This is a genomic window from Peribacillus sp. BM1 (genome assembly GCF_056679975.1).
The window spans coordinates 3770029-3788032 of record NZ_CM155259.1; the positions used below are offsets into that span (position 1 = coordinate 3770029).

Genomic DNA, 18004 nt, shown 5'->3' on the forward strand with positions numbered 1-18004 from the left:
TAGATTCTCACTTTTAAACAACTAGTACTATATATTTAATTCCTTTATTCATCATCGAACAAAATCCCCATCCACTTTTGTTTCCGCTGTTTGAAACGCCCTTCTCCATTTACTTGTTCATATGTAGGTACTCCCCACTGTACCTTCATGAAACTGTGCGTAAACAGTCATCGTCATCCATAATACTATTTTACATACCATTTATGATTACATGATAAGAGTCGTCACTATTCCTACTATTCGCTAATTTAAGCGCTATCCTTTTTGCTCAATAAACCGATTACACTTTGTAAAAAAGGACGTCTTACCTTAAACAAATAAACTAAGAAGTAAAACAAATACAAGACCACATACAGAAATTAGTGTTTCAAGTACTGTCCAAGTAGCGAATGTCTCTTTCATTGTTAAGCCAAAGGACTCCTTAACAATCCAGAAACCAGTATCATTTACGTGTGAAGCAATGATACTACCTGCACCTGTTGCTAGCACCATTAATTCCAAGTTAACATCTGTACCTGCCATCATCGGAATAACCAGTCCAGCTGTCGTTAACGCTGCTACTGTCGCAGATCCTTGGGCAAGTCTAATTACAGCAGCAATCAGCCAAGCCAATATGATTGGTGATATTGTACTACCATCAAACAGGACAGCAACATAATCACCAACGCCACCATCGATTAAAACTTGCTTAAGGGAACCACCAGCACCTAGAATAAGTAACATCATACCGATGGATGCAATCGAAGCTTCTGCAGATTGCATCAGTTGTTTCATTGAAATTTTTCGTGCTACACCCATCGTATAGATTGCAAGTAATACAGAAAGTAACATAACTGTAGTTGGTGCACCAATCATTTTGACGATATCAATAAATAATGTTGGTAAATTCAACGCATCTTGAAATAACGTAACGATCGTTGAAAATGCCATCAAAATAACTGGGAATAACGCTGTGAAAGCACTGATACCAAACCCTGGTGTATCTTCTATTTTAAATTGCTTTGCGTTACCAATGGAAGCCATACTTCCTGTAGGTTCTTTTTCAAAAGCCGATGGTACAAATTTTCTTGCGAATTTTGTAAATAAAGGACCAGCTATAATTACTGTTGGAATCGCAATAATGAAACCGTAAACTAATACTAGTCCTACGTTCGCTCCAAATTCTTGAGCAATAACAGTCGGACCTGGGTGTGGTGGTAAGAATGCATGGGTTACTGATAATGCAGTCGCCATTGGCATCCCTAACCATAAAAACGATATTTTTAAATGTTTCGAAATTTGATAAACAATTGGAATTAATAAGACGAGACCTACTTCAAAGAATAAAGCAATACCTAGAATGAATCCAGCTGCTACAACAGCCCATTGAATTTTCTTCTCGCCAAACTTATCAATTAATGTCATGGCAATACGTTGGGCTCCCCCAGCATCTGCAATGAATTTACCAAGGATCGCTCCTAGCCCAAAGACTAAGGCGATACCACCTAAAGTGTTCCCCAACCCGTGTTGAACGGATGCAACAATCTCACTGATTGGCATACCTAGAGCTAAAGCAATTAAGAATGAAACAACAACTAATGAAATAAAAGTATTCATATTGAATTTCATAATTAATACTAGTAAAACAATAATCCCCAATGCGACAATGACTAATGGCATATCTCTTTCTCCCTACTAACTATGTTATTTTTACTAATACAAGACTTATTAAAACTCTCCATCTATGCTTCTTTGATACATGGCAATTTGCTCATATTCTTTTTCTAATGTACGAGCAACATTAATAAAAATAGGCATTAATTTACGATATTCCTTCACATGATCAGGATTAGGTTTATGTTCATGTGTTTGTCCAATTAATTGTTCGACCACATCAAAATCTTCAATTTTACCAAGTCCATATAAACCTAAGATACAAGCACCTAAACAAGAAGACTCATAACTTTCTGGTATGATAACTTTTTGATCAAAAATATCAGCCATCATTTGACGCCAAACATCCGATCTGGCAAATCCACCTGTTGCTTTAATACTTGTAACAGGCTCATCCATTGCCTCTACTAAAGCTAAATATACAGAATAGAGATTAAAAATAACGCCTTCTAGAGCTGCTCTAACCATATGTTCCTTTTTATGACTTAAAGTTAACCCGAAGAAGGAACCACGAACATCTGAATTCCATAATGGTGCACGTTCCCCCGATAAAAACGGATGAAATAAAAGACCATTGGCTCCAGGTCTAACTCGACTTGCAATACGTGTTAGTACTTCATATGGGTCAATCCCTAATCGTTTCGCCGTTTCAACTTCACTTGCAGCAAATTCATCTCTTATCCAACGTAAGATCATCCCACCGTTATTGACTGGACCACCAATTACCCAGTGGTTTTCAGTTAAAGCATAGCAAAAAATCCGGCCTTTTGGATCGGTCTGTGGTTTCGGAATCACCGTACGAATTGCCCCACTCGTTCCAATAGTTATTGCTACTTCACCCCCTTTTATTGCATTGACGCCAATATTAGATAAAACACCATCACTTGCTCCGAGAACAAAAGGTGTCGTTTCTAAAATGCCCAGCTCTTGAGCTAGATTTTGATGACAACCAGTCATAACTTTAGTAGTAGAAACGAGAGTTGATAATTTATCGGCTGTAATCCCCGCTACTTCTAACGCTTCTTCATCCCAGTCTAGTTTTTTAAGATTTAATAATCCCATTGATGAGGCAAGCGAATGATCGACTACATATTCGCCGAAAAACTTGTGAAATAAGTATTCTTTAATCCCTATGTATTTTTTTGTTTTGCTTGCAATTTCCGGGCGATCATGTGTTAACCAGGCAATTTTACTTAAAGGAGACATTGGATGAATCGGTGTCCCAGTTCGTAAATAAATTTCATGACCGTTAAGTTCACGTTTTATTTTCTTTGCCCACTCTTCACTTTGATTATCTGCCCATGTTATGCAACGTGTTAAAGGTTTATCAAATTCGTCCATCGCGATAACCCCATGCATAGCAGTACTAAAAGAAAGAAATGATAAATCTTTAGGATCAATTTTTGATTTCTGCATGACATTCCGAATAGACCGTACGACCGCATCAAAAATCTCTTCTGGATCTTGCTCTGCTGTTGAAACATTTGGCGTGTATAATTGATAGCCATTGTTTTCTTGAGCGATAATTTCACCTGTTTCACGAAACAAAACTGCTTTCGTACTCGTTGTTCCTACATCTACACCAAGCATATACTTGTTATTGTCCATTTTTATTCTCGCCTTTCCTAACAATCCTTGTGATTTATTATTTTTAATAAAGTGAAAATTTTCGAATAACTAATTCACTATTTTTCTGATAATTGCTTCTTGATAAAATTCTTCTTAGTTCATCAATAAACCGTCGTCTCATTAATAGATTTATGCATGCCAGCATCAGCTGTCATTTTGACCACATGTTTAGTAATCTATTATGTTTGATTACATAGACGATTAATACTTGATCTGTAATCTTTGCTCTACATCATTTTCATTATTCTAAAATATGGTGACGCTACCAAAGTAAACAGAAATAATATTCAGCTTTACCACTTTTGGCAATTAACTCTTTTAAAACGATTTCATTTCCAAACTCACTTGTATACAAGTATACTATAATACATTTTTGTTAATGTAAACCCTTTATTTCATATTTTTTCACATGTGATCAGCTGTAAAAATCAGCCAATATTTTAAAAGACCTTGAACGAAGTATGGATCGATTTTTGATAAACTACTTCCACTTGTGCACATTTTCACATGTACACAGTGATAAACGATAGGTAAAAAAATAGAAGCCGCCGAGGGGTTCTCGACAGCTAGAGAAGGTTACCCTTCCTCATTTCTTAGTCAAAAATAATGACAGCTTTTCTAACTTTCTCAGGGTTTTTTTCTACAAATTCAAATGCTTCTTTTGCTTCACTGATATGAAATTTATGCGTAATTAAACCATCATGCGTTAATTTCTTTTCATTGATCAATTTTACAACTTTTCCAAATTGATTGGTTTGAAGTCTAGAACCCGTAATCGTTAATTCTTTTTTCGTAATCGGCAATAGAGCGATAGAAGACGGTTTCTCATTGAAACCTAATGTAACCACATTACCAGCAGCAGAAGCTACATTAACACTTAATTCAAATGTTTGTGGTGTACCCACTGCATCAATAACAATATTTGCCCCTTCGTTGTTGGTAATTTCATAGATTTTACTTTCTAAGTCAACTTCAGTAGGATTGATCGTGTAGTCTGCACCATTTTCTTTAGCAAATTCCAATCGTTTATTCGTAATATCTGAAATAATGACGGTTGCTCCATTTAGCTTAGCCATTTTTAAAACACAAATACCGATTGGCCCTGCACCTTGAATAAATACAGTATTTCCTTCTTTCACATTCCCTCTCCATGTAGCTTGGGCGCCAATTGTATATGGTTCAGCCATTACTGCTTCATCCCAAGCGATTTCTGGATCAACTTTGTGTAATTGTTTTTCTGGCAGGACTACAATTTCTCTCATACCACCATCTTCATGAACACCGAAAACCGATACCTCTTTACAAACATTCGGTCTTCCACTTCTACATGCATAACATGTACCACAATAGCTAATTGGTTCAATAACAACATGGTCACCGACTGCTAATCCATTAACAGTAGAACCAATTTCGATAACTTCACCAGTCACTTCATGTCCGACAATCCGTGGGTATGTAGCAAGAGGATTCGTACCGTGGTAAATATGCATATCTGAACCACAGATACCTACTCGTTTAATTTTCACTAGGACCTCATTGCCTTGTTTAATTTCTGGTTGAGGTACATCCAACACTTCAATTTTATGTGCTTCTGGAATCATTACAGCTTTCATTATCTTCTCTCCTACTAAAAAAAATTTTATAAATGCTAGAAACATTAATCGTGCATGAACAAAAATATGAATGATCTCTTAAAATTTCCTTCTCAAGTTGATAGCCCTTTCAAAAGTCATTTCATTTAATTTGTTTAATAAACAAATTATTCTTTTACACAATATCATTTAAGTTTTTCCTCGTCAATTGATAATTATTACTTCATGGAAACCTTATTTAATAAAAGAATGTTGGAGAAATTATGAAGAAGAACTATACGGTAAAGTTTTTATTCCTAATAGTGAGTGTTCAAAAAAGAGGATCAAAAGAGCCGAGAAGTTCGAGGAGCGCATCTCGCGAGACCTTTCGCGTATGGAGTAATACGTGAGGACCGGACTTGCACAGGACGTGCGCAGTTTTAACAGAAGGTCATTAATGAGCTTTGAAGTTTTTTACCGGATTTTTTGAACAACCTCTTAAGAGACTATTCAATGATTATTTGAATTAGGGTAAGAACCATCTTTTCTATTCTGCTCGCTATTTACCGTATTGTCTAGGTTTATTTCCTTCCATTTTCCTGTTTCAAGTAAAGTAATGAGCAGAGATACCTATACCTCTAGAAAACAGAAAAAGATGGTATTCAAAACGGAAAGGGTCAGATCCCACATCTACTATATATCGTTTAAACTGTGAATATGACACGATAAACGGTGTATAGAGTGTGAGGTCAGACCCTCCTAATTAACTGCTACGATTGATAACGCAATATTGGTTTGCGGGCTGCTAGTGTTTCATCCAGACGTTTGATTACTGTCGTATGTGGTGCTTCTTGAACGATTTCTGGATTTTCTTCTGTTTCCTTGGCAATTTGGATCATCGCCTCAATGAATGAATCTAAGGTTTCTTTTGATTCTGTTTCAGTTGGTTCGATCATCATACATTCCTCAACATTCAATGGGAAATAGATGGTCGGCGGATGATAGCCGAAATCCAACAATCTTTTGGCAATATCGAGCGTACGCACGCCTAGTTTCTTTTGGCGTCTGCCGCTTAATACGAATTCATGTTTGCAATGCTTATCGTATGGCAGGTCATAGTACTCAGCGAGCCTTCTCATCATATAGTTTGCATTTAGAACCGCATTCTCTGTCACGGCCTTCAAGCCATCCGGCCCCATTGAGCGGATATATGTGTACGCTCTAACATTAATGCCGAAGTTACCGTAAAATGGCTTAACACGGCCGATCGATTGAGGTACGTCATATTCAAACGTATATTGACCATCTTTTTTAATAAGCACAGGTTTAGGCAAATACGGGATTAAGTCTTGCTTGACGCCAACTGGTCCAGAACCTGGGCCGCCGCCGCCATGTGGACCGGTAAACGTTTTGTGCAGATTTAAATGCACAACATCGAAGCCCATATCACCAGGACGCGCTTTGGAAAGTACAGCATTTAAGTTCGCACCATCATAATACAGTTTCCCACCTGCTTCATGGACAACTTTAGCCATTTCTAAAATATTCTCTTCAAACAATCCTAATGTATTTGGATTCGTTAGCATGAGTGCTGCTGTATCATCACCTACTACGCGTTTTAAATCCTCAAGATCAACCAAACCGAATTCATCCGATTTGACTGTGATCGTTTCAAACCCAGCAACAGTTGCAGAAGCTGGATTTGTTCCATGGGCAGAATCTGGGACAATGACTTTCGTACGTTTCGTATCTCCGTTTGCTTCATGGTACGCGCGAATCATCATTAATCCAGTCCACTCACCGTGCGCCCCTGCAGCTGGTTGTAGTGTGACTTGATCCATTCCCGTAATTTCCACAAGATGTTCTTGAAGATCATACATGAGCTCAAGCGCACCTTGCACAGTGCTGGCATCTTGAAGCGGGTGAATATGGGCGAAACCGGCAATTCGAGCTACATTTTCGTTAATTTTCGGATTATATTTCATCGTACAAGAACCGAGTGGATAAAAACCTGAATCCACACCATGATTGCGATGTGAAAGTGCCGTGTAATGGCGCATAATATCAAGCTCAGATACTTCTGGCAATTCCGCTTCCTCAACGCGAATATAGTCAGTTGGAAGCAGTTCTTCAAGTGAGATAGCTTCTATGTCCATTTCTGGTAGACTATAACCGATACGTCCTTCGGTACTCATTTCAAAAACTAATGGTTGATCCTGATTATTCATGGCTATCCCCCAATTCTTGTACAAATGCATCAATTTCTTCTTTTGTTCTCAACTCTGTCACGGCTACAAGCATGTGATCTTGAAGTTCTGGGTACGTTAAACCTAGATGATAGCCGCCAATTATGTCTTTGGCAAACAATTGATCATTGATTTCACGATACGATGCTGGAAGCTTAATCACGAATTCGTTAAACGAAGGACCTTCGAACACGACTTCGATTCCTTTAGCTTGCAAAGCTTTTTTCGCATAATGAGCTTTTTGGATGTTTTGTACAGCCATTTCCTTTACACCCTTTTTCCCGAGTGCTGTCATAGCTACGGAAGCAGCGAGAGCATTCAGTGCCTGGTTCGAACAAATATTAGAAGTTGCTTTATCACGACGAATATGCTGTTCCCGAGCTTGAAGCGTTAATACAAAGCCACGCTTGCCATCTTCATCAACGGTCTGCCCGACAAGTCTACCTGGTACTTTACGCAATAATTTATTCGTTACTGCAAAATACCCGCAATGTGGTCCACCAAATGCTGCAGGAATTCCAAATGGTTGAGCATCTCCAGCAACAATATCTGCGCCTAGTTTTCCAGGTGGGGTTAGGGCGCCTAACGCTAAGGGATTACTTGAGACAATAAACATCGCTTTTTGTTCATGAACGATTTTTTCAATCTCCTTTAAAGGCTCAATACGCCCAAAGAAATTTGGATATTGAACGATGACTCCTGCAATATCGTCGCTGATTAATTCTTGCAGTGCAGCCAAATCGGTTACACCATCACGATATGGAATTTCCACTACTTCAACACGCTGTCCCAACGCATACGACTTTACAACATCACGAGACTCAGGATGAACCGTACTAGAAATCAAGATTTTCTTACGTTTTGTATGCCCGCTACTTAGCATCGCTGCCTCAGCAAGAGCAGTTCCACCATCATACATAGAAGAATTAGCAACATCCATACCAGTCAATTCACAAATCATCGTTTGAAATTCAAAGATTGCTTGAAGCTCTCCTTGAGATATTTCCGGCTGATAAGGGGTATACGCTGTATAAAACTCAGAACGAGAAATCACATGGTCAACGATAATTGGTTGATAATGATCGTATACACCAGCACCTAGAAAAGAAGCATAGCGCTTTGCATCGGCGTTTTTCCCAGCCAATTTAGTAAGCTCTTTTAAAAGAGCTGGTTCTGATTTAGCAGGTTTAATCTTGTATTCACCTTGGAAACGTACGCTCTGTGGAATATCACTGAATAGCTCATCTATAGTAGAAACTCCAATTGCGGCTAACATTTCCTTTTGATCTTGGTCAGTCATCGGTAAATAGCGATGTTTAGTCATGAATTTCTCCCCCTCATCCTCTTGGTCGTTTATAAAATGGTGTCTTAGCCACTATGGCTTTCACGCGTTTGGAACGGATTTCAACTTCAACTTCTGTTCCAATCCCTGTAAACTCTTTTTTCAATAAGGCAAGACCGACGTTTTTCTTCAATGTCGGCGATTGTGTCCCAGTTGTCACTTCGCCAATCAATTCAGAACCATAGTAAACAGAATAACCATGACGTGGTATGCCGCGTTCGATCATTTCGATACCGACAAGCTTGCGCGGTGCACCATGTTCTTTTTGCTCGGCAAGAACAGACTTGCCGATGAAATCAGCCTCTTTGTCAACTTTAACCGCAAAACCAATTCCTGCTTCAATTGGCGAAATATCAGGTGTTAACTCTTGACCGTATAACGGAAGCTTCGCCTCGAACCGGAGGGTATCACGAGCACCTAGACCAATTGGTTGAACGCCTTCATCCTTACCTGCTTTGAGAATTTCTTTCCAGAGAGTTTTTGCGTCTTCGTTATTACAATACATTTCAAAGCCATCTTCCCCTGTATAACCTGTGCGTGATACGACGAGAGCCGTGACTCCATTAAGTTCCACATTTTCTTTGAAAGCAAAAAAGTCAATCTCACTCAAACTCGTGTTTACAGCTAATTTCTGAAGGACTTTTTCAGCAGCCGGACCTTGAAGAGCAAGCAAAGCAACTTCATTTGAGATATTTGTCAGTTCAACATTTTCAATCAAGTGATCATGCAACCAATTGAAATCCTTCTCAATATTGCCAGCATTCACGACTAATAAATAGTCATTTTTCGCTTTCTTGTAAATAATTAAATCATCGACAACTCCACCATTTTCATAGCACAATGCGGCATATTGCGCATGCCCTACTTCAAGCTTGAGAATATCGTTCGTAATCATTCTTTGTAAAAAGTCCGTGCTTCCTTCACCTTTTACAACAAACTCCCCCATATGAGAGACATCGAACAAGCCTGCTTTTGTACGTACTGCTTCATGTTCTTCTTTAATACTAGAAAACTGGACTGGTAGCTCCCAGCCACCAAAGTCAATCGTTTTACCACCATAATCGGCGTAAATCGTAAATAATGGTGTTCTTTTTAATTCAGTCATACTACGCCTCCTCATATTCTTAGAGCATAAAAACATCCATGAGCGCCTGCTCTAAAACTAAATCGATGGAAAAGGTTCAGGTTCTCAAATTGTATCACCTTATGAAGGTGACGGTGCGCAGCTGATTTTTTAGAAGCCCCGCCCCTTTTCCATAGAAAAAAGGACAGAGAAGCTCCTCCTGAGCTATTTCTCTGTCCTGAAACCTGAAAGTTTACCTTTAAAAGGCTTTCCCCTTTGGTGGTCTTAAAAGCTTCTGCTTTTAGACACTCTCCAGAGTTGCGTCCAACAAGGGTTCTTTTGCCTGAGAGATTCGCTGCTAAGCTTGCTCCTTCGGCGCTACAAAAGTAGTCTCTCCCCCAGCCTTCATCCGCATATAATATTGTCTTTTTTGAACATACTATGTAAATAAGGGTTGAACAACTAAGACGGACTTTGCCAACTTTACACAATCTTTATTTCACAGAAAAAGAGGCTACTTTCGCCAAACACCTAGAATTCTGTTACTACTATAGTAATTCAAACAGTGGAAGTCTTTCAAATAAAAATCATATTTATTAATAGAAAATTTCAAAATTTATTTATTACGTTCATACTACCATTAATAATGCTTGAATCGCAATAATTTTCTCGTAAAAACCAAACTTTTTTTTACATTTACCATATTAATGTTCGTATATTAGGTTTGTATATTTAGAAAGGAGCAATATTTATGCAAATTCGAATCAAATTTGACGATGAATGGTCAGAAGAATTTTTAGATAAAGTGGAGAATGACGGCCCTTGGGCGAATTGGGAGCTGTATAAACTTGCAGTTCAAGCGGAAAAGCATCTGGCCATTCCAGAATTTGAAGGGTTACAAGCACCTCATCATCTTAATCAGCTAACACCACTTCCTCATCAGCTCGAAGCTGCCCGACAAGTTGTTGAAAATATGAATGGCAAAGCGATTTTGGCTGATGAAGTAGGTCTTGGGAAAACAATCGAAGCTGGTTTAATCATTAAAGAATATATGATTCGGGGTCTCGTGAAAAAAGTACTGATTCTCGTTCCTGCTTCACTTGTTTCCCAATGGGCGTTTGAGTTAAATACAAAGTTTCATATCCCCGCTGTTGTTCAGAGAAAAAGCTATGTATGGGATTCATGTGATTGTATCGTATCATCCATAGATACAGCGAAGCGCAATCCACATAGAGACATCATTTTTAAGCAAGAATACGATTTAATCATTATTGACGAGGCTCATAAATTAAAAAATAATAAAACAAAAAACTACGAATTTGTTCAAAGTTTGAAAAAGAAATTCTGCCTTCTCTTAACTGCCACACCTATTCAAAATAAGGTAGAAGAAATCTTTCATCTTGTTTCCCTTCTTAAACCTGGACATTTAGGAAATGCAGCTCTTTTTTCTGAAAAGTATAAAGGAAAAGGCCGTACCATCTATGAAGATGAGCATCTTAAGGAGCTTGTTAATACGGTTATGATTCGAAACCGCCGTGCCGATACTGGAATCGAGTGGACGAAACGTCATGTTGAAACAATTATAATTAAATTCTCACCTACTGAGCAGGCATTATATGACGCTGTAGCTGCGTTCCGATCGCAATCTGAAGGAGCGGGAAGTGCATTTTCAAGCCTAACCCTCCAAAGAGAAGCATGTAGCAGCAAAGAAGCAGTCTTTACCACTTTAAAAAACATGTCTCAAAAACATGAAAATCCTGCACCTGAATTCATAGAAAAGTTGAATAATCTCTTTGAAACAGCAAAGCAAGTTGAGCGCAATTCAAAGGCAGAGAAGGCGTTGGAATTAATCCAGAAAATCAACGATAAAGTCATTATTTTCACGGAGTACCGAGCTACACAACTTTATTTGCAATGGTTTTTACAGCAAAACGGCATAAGCTCAGTACCTTTTCGTGGCGGGTTTAAGCGCGGTAAAAAAGATTGGATGAAAGAGCTATTTCAAAATAAGATTCAAGTGCTAATTGCTACAGAAGCTGGCGGTGAAGGTATCAACTTACAATTTTGTCATCATTTAATTAACTTTGATTTGCCATGGAATCCGATGCGGCTGGAGCAGCGAATTGGCAGGATTCATCGGCTCGGTCAAACCAAAGATGTCATGATTTATAATTTCGCGACGGAAAATACAGTAGAAGAACATATCTTGAAACTTCTCTATGAAAAGATTCAGTTATTTGAAAAGGTGATTGGCGAGTTAGATGATATTTTAACAAAATTAGATATCGGCAATATTGAAGATTATTTAGTGGATGTAGTAGATGGGTCAAAATCAGAAGGTGAAATGAAAATTAAAATGGATAATCTTTCTTCCATGATTCAATTCGCCCAAGAAATGAAGGAGGGAAATCTTCATGAAGCAACAGGAAATTCATGATTTCTTGCTCACCTATTTCAAAGCGAATCATTGTGAAATTATAGAAAATCACCCTGCTTATTTAACGATTCAATTAACGATTGAACTCGATAAGGAATTGATGAACCGTCCCTTTTACTGGCACTACCTTGAAAAAACCGGTGGCGTTCCCAAGCCATCTCAGCTTACCCTTATAACAGATCCACAACAGGCACCAGCTGACATCAAAGGGGAACTGATCCATTTCGGATCACAACGACTACATCAAATTTTTGCCTCTACGAAAAAGCTTGCCGGATTTATCCGCTTATACGAGGAGATTATCCAGCAGGACCATACGCAGAATCCCTTATATCCATGGCTTTCTATCAATGCAAAAATTTCCTATCAAAGTGATCGCAAGAAAGATATTCTGTTGTCTGCAGGCTTAAATTTAATAACCGGAGAAATCGTCGAACAGTTTCATGAAAGGCTTTTACAAATACAAGTAACTCCAAAAATTCCAGACTACTCATTTACCTTATCGCCGCTCATCAAACCAAAAAGCGGTCTGCTCAGGCTTGACTCATATATTAGGCGAACTTTCGAAGGTGACGATCATACTTGGGCTGAAAGAGCGATCGAGCGATGGGAAGATGATTTACGGTTACTTGAAAACTTTTATCAAGATATGGAAGACAAAGCTGAGAGCTACTATACAGAAAAAGAAGCATTACAAAATCGCTATGAACCGAATATTACTATTTCTATTGTTAATGGCGGATTATTTTATTTGTCCAATCAAGCGATTTAGTTTTCTAGAAACAAAAAGGGTCAAGACCCCAACACTCTCTAAACACTATTTATATGATGTGTACATGACACAATAAACAGTGTAAAGAGTGTGAGGTCTGACCCTATTTGGACAATCTCTCTCGTTTATCCGGGTTTAACTAACCATCAGTGGAAAAAAACACTGATGGAAGTTTCACTTTATTTTCTTTTTAAAAGCATGCTAATTGCGAAAGGTACAATTCCAAACCATTGACTTAGAAATGTTGGTCTATTTTCTTTTTTATGTTTGCGTTGTTCTTTTCGAACGTTTTTTGGAACTTCAAAGTATTTTACTAGTTGCTGCGTTAAATATTTAATATAATCATTCGTAGACATAGACATCACCTACTATTTAGTATGGACAAAATCAGCTTACTTATTCATATGATCGTTTAGAGTATATACTTTCCCCCACTTTACCAACTCCCCCTCCTCTATATCGTAAAGGACATTCACTTTCCTACTCAGACCTTGCGTTGTTAATGCAGATAATTCCATCGAAAAATAGCGCTCTTCGCTGCTTATCATTGCATACTCAACAGTCCCGTTGGGAAAGTAAAGAACTCCTTCATCACCATACGTATCATGAGCGACTATATTCTGTAATTCATGCGAGGCCAACAACAAAAGATGATCAAGTACTAAAACATTTTCAACATTTTTGTAAAACATTTTTTCAAGATTGAATTTCTCTATGCTGTAAAAAGTGAACACAATCAAAATCGAGGCTACAACCATTGTGACAGGCAATACAGCCCCTTTTTCATTCTTGTACATTTTCAAACCCACTTGTCACGAAGGGTCTCAGCACCCTTGTAAACGTATTTCCTGCCAAATCTTTTACGGATATAACTATCTTATTTTCTTCCATTCTACAATGAAAGCTAGAAACGTTTTGAAGCATAATTTGGTGTCCCGTACCATTCACCCGCCTTCGTAAAATATGATCATATTTTTCAATGCTTATAATATTTTCCCCTACAACCATATACATGCTGTCATTTAATATAGTCTGGCTGCTAGATAGCCAAAGTTCTCCTTTAATTTGTTGTAGAAAAATTTCCCACTCCATTTGATTGAGCCGTTTTTCCTGATAAAGTTCTTTCCCTACTACTACATAAAGCTGAACAATCATTCCAGCAATCAAAATAAAGATCGACAAGGACAGCAACATCTCAACGAGTGTGAACCCTCGATTATTCAACTGCGTCACAAATCGTTTCATATGAACCTTCTGAATTTTCATATTCAATACATCCCATTACCTTTGCCGATTCGTCTTCAATCGTCCAAGTGAAACGGTACTCGTCCGATAATTCTGTTGACAATCTTCCATCACCGTCAAGATAAGCGGCCAATGTTTCATAAAGTAGGTGCAGGGCAACGGATCTAATTTTTATATTTGCACGATCAATTTTGACTTCATGGACGATAGTCAAAATCGTACTCACAATAAATAAGCAGATGACAAAAGCAATCATAGTCTCTAGAAATATATATCCGTTAGAGTTTCTCAATTTTCATCCTTCCTGCCCCTAAATAAATGGTGAGTTTATTTACTGAATTTTTCGTCCGAATCAACCAAGTGCCTGACATTTTAGGTACTCCTTCTTGGTAAAAGGTAAGTTCCAAATTCAGGCTCCCTTTATCAATTTTTATGTCATTTGGAATCGATCGTTGAACAAGTATTTTCTCTTTAAAATCGGTGAATCCATAGTATTTTTTGTTTTTCGTATCAATCGAAACAATCGTCTTCATATTATGAGTCATTGCATAATGCTGTATATAATGCAAATCATCAATCATTTGATCCATGAAGAGCTGTTTCTCCATGCTTTTTGAAAAGCCTGGTAGAAAGCCGACACTTAGAGAAACAATTAACATAAAAATAGACAGCACAAGCAACATCTCAGAAAGTGTATAGCCTTGTTCGTCACTAGTAATTGTTATCTCATTATTCATCCTTACTCTCCTTCACTAAGCTGACTTCTCCATCTGCGCTCAGAATAATATCTCCTTCCTTCTGGCAGTAGGTTTCTTTAAGATATTCCTTATCTTTCAATTCAGCTAGGCTCTCTGGTAATGCATGATGATCGATTTGATAAGCCTGTACTTGACTTTGAGCCATTTTCACATAGGCATCACAACCCTTTGACTGAATTGAATTTTGGTTTTTCAAAATGTTAGGGATCGTAATAATTAACAGGATAGAAATGACAAACAAAACAATGAGCATTTCAATGAGTGTAAACCCTTTTTCATTCATTTTTTTCCTCCTTAAAGTCCTTTCATAAGCGAAAACATTGGTAACAGAACAGCCAAATAAATGGAAACAATCACAAGACCAATTAGCGAAAATAAGGCTGGCTGAATAATCTGCATCATAAACTTCATCTTCTCTTCGGCTTGATCCAAAATAAAACGGCTATACATATATAATTCTTGCTCAAGCCTTCCTGATTTCTGACCGTTTGCTGTAATGACACTTAACCTTTTCTCGAAATAGGGCAGATCTCGAAATATGGCGTCAAGCGGCTTCCCTTCCGTTAATTCATTTCTTATTAATTGACAAACATCATGATAAAACGGCTGAACCCCACTCTTTTCAAATAGGGTGATACTTTCGTTAATAGATAATCCTCCTACTAAAAGGCCGCTTAATTGGCTTGCAAAAAAATGGGTTTCGTACAATTTTATAAAGGTGCCAAGGAGGGGGATTCTTAAAAGCAAGCTTTGGCGTTTAAAAGGAGAGAGTTTCTTCAAATAAAATGAGTGGAGTAGCAGATATACGATAATCGCAAAAATGAGGAGGTAAGGAAGCAAATCCAATAAAGTTACGAATGAAACAATGATTTGTAATAACAACGTTTCTTCAGCATTCATCGTTTGAAAAAGAGATTGAATTTTAGGTAGAAGCACAGTTTTCATCATATAAAATACAATTGTTACAAAGAAAATGAGGAAAAGAGGGTACAGAAAGATCTTTTTTAATTTCTCGATATCATCATTTCTTTGCCCCCAATACAGTCCTGCTTCCTGAAGTGCTTTAGGTAGGTTGCCGTATGCTTCTGAAAAGTAAATAAAGTGGACCAATTGAGGATGAAAATTCAGCATAGTTAAGACGCTATGAAAGGGATTTCCGCTTCGCAGCTCTGAAATCGAACGTTGTAAATCCACTTCTTTCTTTTTAGTATGCTGAAGCATAAGAAATCGGATGGCCTCGGCAAGCGGGTAGCCAAATTCTAAAAGCTCTCCTAATTTGAGAAGAAATTGTGATTGCTCCTTCATATTCCAATTACTTCGTTTCATGTTCATACACCAATCTTGTAAATTCCTCTTGATTTACATACCCAAATGCAACTGCTTTGCCGATTTCATTCCTTAATTTTCGATAATATACGTCATTCCCTTCACCTTTGGCCGATTGCAATACTGCTGACAACTCTTTACCTGTAATAAGTTCGTATGCACTTGCTCGTTTTCTTCTCTTTTTAATACCACACTCGCCATCACATTCATTTCTCTTGCAGATTGGACACTGAAGTTCTAGTAATCTTTGAGCCGTCACAGCTAGTAAGGTTTGTTGAATTTCAATCCAATTGATTCCGAATTCGAGCAACCGGTATACGGCGCCTTTGGCATCCCTTGTATGCATCGTTGTGAGTATGAGATGCCCCGTCATGGCCGCTCTCACAGCGATTTCCGCCGTTTCTGCATCACGAATTTCTCCTACCATAATCACATCGGGATCGTGTCGCAAAATGGCTTTTAAGCCTACTGAATACGTAATACCTGCCTTTTCATTAATTTGGACTTGAAGAACTTGTTCTGATTCGTTTTCAATGGGGTCTTCTAAGGTAATAACATTGCGGTTAGTCATGTCTTTTGCGTGGTGAAGCAACGAGTATAAGGTAGTGGTTTTTCCGCTTCCGGTCGGTCCGGTTAGGATCAGTAATCCATGAGAATGTTTTAACAGAGCTGATAGTTTATCCGCTGTATTCTTAAAAATGGAAAGCTGCTCGACGGGAAGAATGTTTTGCTTGGGAATGAGACGAATCACAAGGCTTTCGGAAAAAGCGGTGGGTAGCGTAGATAATCTTAGACCAATAATTTTGTTGTCCAACTCAAGGGTAATGGCTCCGCTTTGCGGCCGTCTTTTTTCACCAATGTCCATCGAAGCAAGAAATTTCAAATGAGAAATGAGGCGATCACTTTGGTCTTTCGTTAACACTTCCTGGGGATGTAGCTTACTTTCAATGCGGAACTGGATGAGAGGACCATCTTTTCTAGGAACGATATGAATATCAGATGCTCCTAGACGGACAGCGCGCGAAAGGATATCGTCAGCTGTCTTTTCAATCGATTTCACTTACAATTCACCTCCTATTTTGGTTAATTATACATTTCGACGCTTTTTGGCAAAATCCTTTTAAAAAAATAAAATTATTTAAAATATTTTTTTGAGTGAAAAATAGTATGACCGTCCATAATAATGCTACAAATATTTTTCTAACCGGCTTTAGATTATTGGGCTTGTTTGGATTACATGACTTACTGATTCTTTCACTGCCATAAGAATTTCCATATATAATAATGGGCATAGTAAATAAGACTTAAAGTGCGTGTTCAAAAAGGAGGATAAAAAGAGCCAAAAAGTTCTACGAGCGCATCTTTGGAACCTTTCGCGTATGCAGTAACGTTGAGTACCAGACTTGCATAGGACGTGCGCGATTTTAACAGAAGGTCAAAAATGTGCTTTGATGCAATTCGCAAGCTTTTTTACCGGGCTTTTTGAACAATCTCTATCTGTTTTAAAACTTGTCACCCTGCACATATTTGGTATTGCTTACAAACTAGACTTTACAGTTCGTGAGCAACTATTCTATAATTACGTTAGATGTAACCATCAATGGGAATTAAAGGGGGTATTAGAGTGGATCGTATGTATCGCGTTCTAGGTTTTTGGACAGCCATTATGGCAATCTTTTTCTACCTTGGAGACATGTATGCATTATCTTTACTTTTCTTCGGGCAAACTGGTTTTTTTGTACTTTTAAGTTATCTTCGTCTTTCAGAGCGTATGTATATCTATGTGTTTGGCGCTTATTTAACCGTTTTCTTTGTCGGATACAGCTACTACACAGTATTTTTACTGCCTGCGGGCGGGGCAGCGCATTAATTGCTACATAGTAAAAAGGGGCTAAGGAGGGGCTGACCTCACACTCTATAGATCGTTTATAATGTCCTTCACACGACAAATAAACGATCTAT

17 protein-coding genes and 2 riboswitches are annotated in these 18004 nt (G+C 38.1%); of the genes, 3 read left to right on the forward strand and 14 right to left on the reverse strand.

Going from position 1 to position 18004, the window contains the following annotated elements; all coding sequences use genetic code 11:
• Positions 1 to 309 precede the first annotated feature (309 nt).
• The 6 genes from AC1MGI_RS18115 to gcvT form a co-directional block, all read right to left on the reverse strand.
• Positions 310 to 1659, reverse strand: a complete 1350-nt coding sequence (locus tag AC1MGI_RS18115; protein WP_480346773.1) for a gluconate:H+ symporter — start codon at positions 1657 to 1659, stop codon at positions 310 to 312.
• Between the two features lie 48 nt (positions 1660 to 1707).
• Positions 1708 to 3261: a gluconokinase gene (gntK, locus tag AC1MGI_RS18120; protein ID WP_062178078.1), complete on the reverse strand. Its 1554-nt coding sequence runs from the start codon at positions 3259 to 3261 to the stop codon at positions 1708 to 1710.
• A 614-nt stretch (positions 3262 to 3875) separates the two neighbouring features.
• Complete coding sequence (locus AC1MGI_RS18125) at positions 3876 to 4895, reverse strand: zinc-binding alcohol dehydrogenase family protein (RefSeq protein WP_480346776.1); 1020 nt, start codon at positions 4893 to 4895, stop codon at positions 3876 to 3878.
• A gap of 728 nt (positions 4896 to 5623) precedes the next feature.
• Positions 5624 to 7081: an aminomethyl-transferring glycine dehydrogenase subunit GcvPB gene (gene gcvPB / locus AC1MGI_RS18130; protein WP_480346778.1), complete on the reverse strand. Its 1458-nt coding sequence runs from the start codon at positions 7079 to 7081 to the stop codon at positions 5624 to 5626.
• Positions 7074 to 8423, reverse strand: coding sequence for an aminomethyl-transferring glycine dehydrogenase subunit GcvPA (gene gcvPA / locus AC1MGI_RS18135; RefSeq protein WP_480346780.1), 1350 nt, complete (start codon positions 8421 to 8423; stop codon positions 7074 to 7076). The genes gcvPB and gcvPA overlap by 8 nt, the downstream gene beginning before the upstream one ends.
• Positions 8424 to 8436: 13 nt before the next feature.
• Positions 8437 to 9546 (reverse strand): glycine cleavage system aminomethyltransferase GcvT, encoded by a 1110-nt coding sequence (gcvT, locus tag AC1MGI_RS18140; protein WP_480346781.1) that lies wholly within the window; start codon positions 9544 to 9546, stop codon positions 8437 to 8439.
• Positions 9547 to 9735: 189 nt separating this feature from the next.
• A riboswitch (glycine riboswitch) is annotated at positions 9736 to 9822 on the reverse strand.
• 3 nt (positions 9823 to 9825) lie between these two features.
• A riboswitch (glycine riboswitch) is annotated at positions 9826 to 9913 on the reverse strand.
• A gap of 342 nt (positions 9914 to 10255) precedes the next feature.
• Between gcvT and AC1MGI_RS18145 the strand changes: the two genes are divergently transcribed.
• Together AC1MGI_RS18145 and AC1MGI_RS18150 are read left to right on the forward strand one after the other, a co-directional pair.
• Positions 10256 to 11941 carry a DEAD/DEAH box helicase gene (locus tag AC1MGI_RS18145; protein ID WP_480346782.1) on the forward strand — a complete coding sequence of 562 codons (1686 nt, stop codon included), beginning with the start codon at positions 10256 to 10258 and terminating at the stop codon, positions 11939 to 11941.
• Positions 11919 to 12713: a YqhG family protein gene (locus AC1MGI_RS18150; protein ID WP_480346783.1), complete on the forward strand. Its 795-nt coding sequence runs from the start codon at positions 11919 to 11921 to the stop codon at positions 12711 to 12713. Before AC1MGI_RS18145 ends, AC1MGI_RS18150 begins: the two co-directional genes overlap by 23 nt.
• 179 nt (positions 12714 to 12892) lie before the next feature.
• Here AC1MGI_RS18150 and AC1MGI_RS18155 read toward each other — a convergent pair whose 3' ends face one another.
• The 8 genes from AC1MGI_RS18155 to comGA are packed head-to-tail and all read right to left on the reverse strand — an operon-like array spanning position 12893 to position 17102.
• Positions 12893 to 13069, reverse strand: a complete 177-nt coding sequence (locus AC1MGI_RS18155; protein ID WP_480346784.1) for a YqzE family protein — start codon at positions 13067 to 13069, stop codon at positions 12893 to 12895.
• A 36-nt stretch (positions 13070 to 13105) separates the two neighbouring features.
• Positions 13106 to 13510, reverse strand: coding sequence for a competence type IV pilus minor pilin ComGG (gene comGG / locus AC1MGI_RS18160; RefSeq protein ID WP_480346786.1), 405 nt, complete (start codon positions 13508 to 13510; stop codon positions 13106 to 13108).
• The gene (comGF, locus tag AC1MGI_RS18165) at positions 13497 to 13979 is read right to left on the reverse strand and encodes a competence type IV pilus minor pilin ComGF (RefSeq protein ID WP_480346787.1); all 483 of its coding nucleotides are present in this window, start codon (positions 13977 to 13979) and stop codon (positions 13497 to 13499) included. Before comGF ends, comGG begins: the two co-directional genes overlap by 14 nt.
• Complete coding sequence (locus AC1MGI_RS18170) at positions 13930 to 14250, reverse strand: hypothetical protein (protein WP_480346788.1); 321 nt, start codon at positions 14248 to 14250, stop codon at positions 13930 to 13932. Before AC1MGI_RS18170 ends, comGF begins: the two co-directional genes overlap by 50 nt.
• Positions 14237 to 14695 carry a competence type IV pilus minor pilin ComGD gene (gene comGD / locus AC1MGI_RS18175; RefSeq protein WP_480346790.1) on the reverse strand — a complete coding sequence of 153 codons (459 nt, stop codon included), beginning with the start codon at positions 14693 to 14695 and terminating at the stop codon, positions 14237 to 14239. The genes AC1MGI_RS18170 and comGD overlap by 14 nt, the downstream gene beginning before the upstream one ends.
• A complete protein-coding gene (comGC, locus tag AC1MGI_RS18180; RefSeq protein WP_480346792.1) occupies positions 14688 to 14999 on the reverse strand; it encodes a competence type IV pilus major pilin ComGC in 312 nt (103 codons plus the stop codon). The genes comGD and comGC overlap by 8 nt, the downstream gene beginning before the upstream one ends.
• An 11-nt stretch (positions 15000 to 15010) precedes the next feature.
• Positions 15011 to 16042, reverse strand: a complete 1032-nt coding sequence (comGB, locus tag AC1MGI_RS18185) for a competence type IV pilus assembly protein ComGB (RefSeq protein WP_480346794.1) — start codon at positions 16040 to 16042, stop codon at positions 15011 to 15013.
• Complete coding sequence (gene comGA, locus AC1MGI_RS18190) at positions 16029 to 17102, reverse strand: competence type IV pilus ATPase ComGA (RefSeq protein ID WP_480346796.1); 1074 nt, start codon at positions 17100 to 17102, stop codon at positions 16029 to 16031. The genes comGB and comGA overlap by 14 nt, the downstream gene beginning before the upstream one ends.
• A 564-nt stretch (positions 17103 to 17666) precedes the next feature.
• Here comGA and AC1MGI_RS18195 point away from each other — a divergent pair.
• A complete protein-coding gene (locus tag AC1MGI_RS18195; RefSeq protein ID WP_062178037.1) occupies positions 17667 to 17912 on the forward strand; it encodes a DUF2626 domain-containing protein in 246 nt (81 codons plus the stop codon).
• The last annotated feature ends 92 nt before the right edge of the window (positions 17913 to 18004 follow it).

Bases quoted from the DNA above. Each gene is read 5' to 3' on its own strand.
- gcvT (WP_480346781.1), bottom strand. From the start codon at position 9,546: ATGACTGAATTAAAAAGAACACCATTATTTACGATTTACGCCGATTAT.
- AC1MGI_RS18115 (WP_480346773.1), bottom strand. From the start codon at position 1,659: ATGCCATTAGTCATTGTCGCATTGGGGATTATTGTTTTACTAGTATTA.
- AC1MGI_RS18145 (WP_480346782.1), top strand. From the start codon at position 10,256: ATGCAAATTCGAATCAAATTTGACGATGAATGGTCAGAAGAATTTTTA.
- comGB (WP_480346794.1), bottom strand. From the start codon at position 16,042: ATGAAACGAAGTAATTGGAATATGAAGGAGCAATCACAATTTCTTCTC.
- AC1MGI_RS18155 (WP_480346784.1), bottom strand. From the start codon at position 13,069: ATGTCTACGAATGATTATATTAAATATTTAACGCAGCAACTAGTAAAA.
- gcvPB (WP_480346778.1), bottom strand. From the start codon at position 7,081: ATGAATAATCAGGATCAACCATTAGTTTTTGAAATGAGTACCGAAGGA.
- comGF (WP_480346787.1), bottom strand. From the start codon at position 13,979: ATGAAAATTCAGAAGGTTCATATGAAACGATTTGTGACGCAGTTGAAT.
- AC1MGI_RS18150 (WP_480346783.1), top strand. From the start codon at position 11,919: ATGAAGCAACAGGAAATTCATGATTTCTTGCTCACCTATTTCAAAGCG.
- gcvPA (WP_480346780.1), bottom strand. From the start codon at position 8,423: ATGACTAAACATCGCTATTTACCGATGACTGACCAAGATCAAAAGGAA.
- AC1MGI_RS18125 (WP_480346776.1), bottom strand. From the start codon at position 4,895: ATGAAAGCTGTAATGATTCCAGAAGCACATAAAATTGAAGTGTTGGAT.
- gntK (WP_062178078.1), bottom strand. From the start codon at position 3,261: ATGGACAATAACAAGTATATGCTTGGTGTAGATGTAGGAACAACGAGT.
- comGG (WP_480346786.1), bottom strand. From the start codon at position 13,510: ATGTACAAGAATGAAAAAGGGGCTGTATTGCCTGTCACAATGGTTGTA.
- comGC (WP_480346792.1), bottom strand. From the start codon at position 14,999: ATGAATGAAAAAGGGTTTACACTCATTGAAATGCTCATTGTTTTGTTT.
- comGD (WP_480346790.1), bottom strand. From the start codon at position 14,695: ATGAATAATGAGATAACAATTACTAGTGACGAACAAGGCTATACACTT.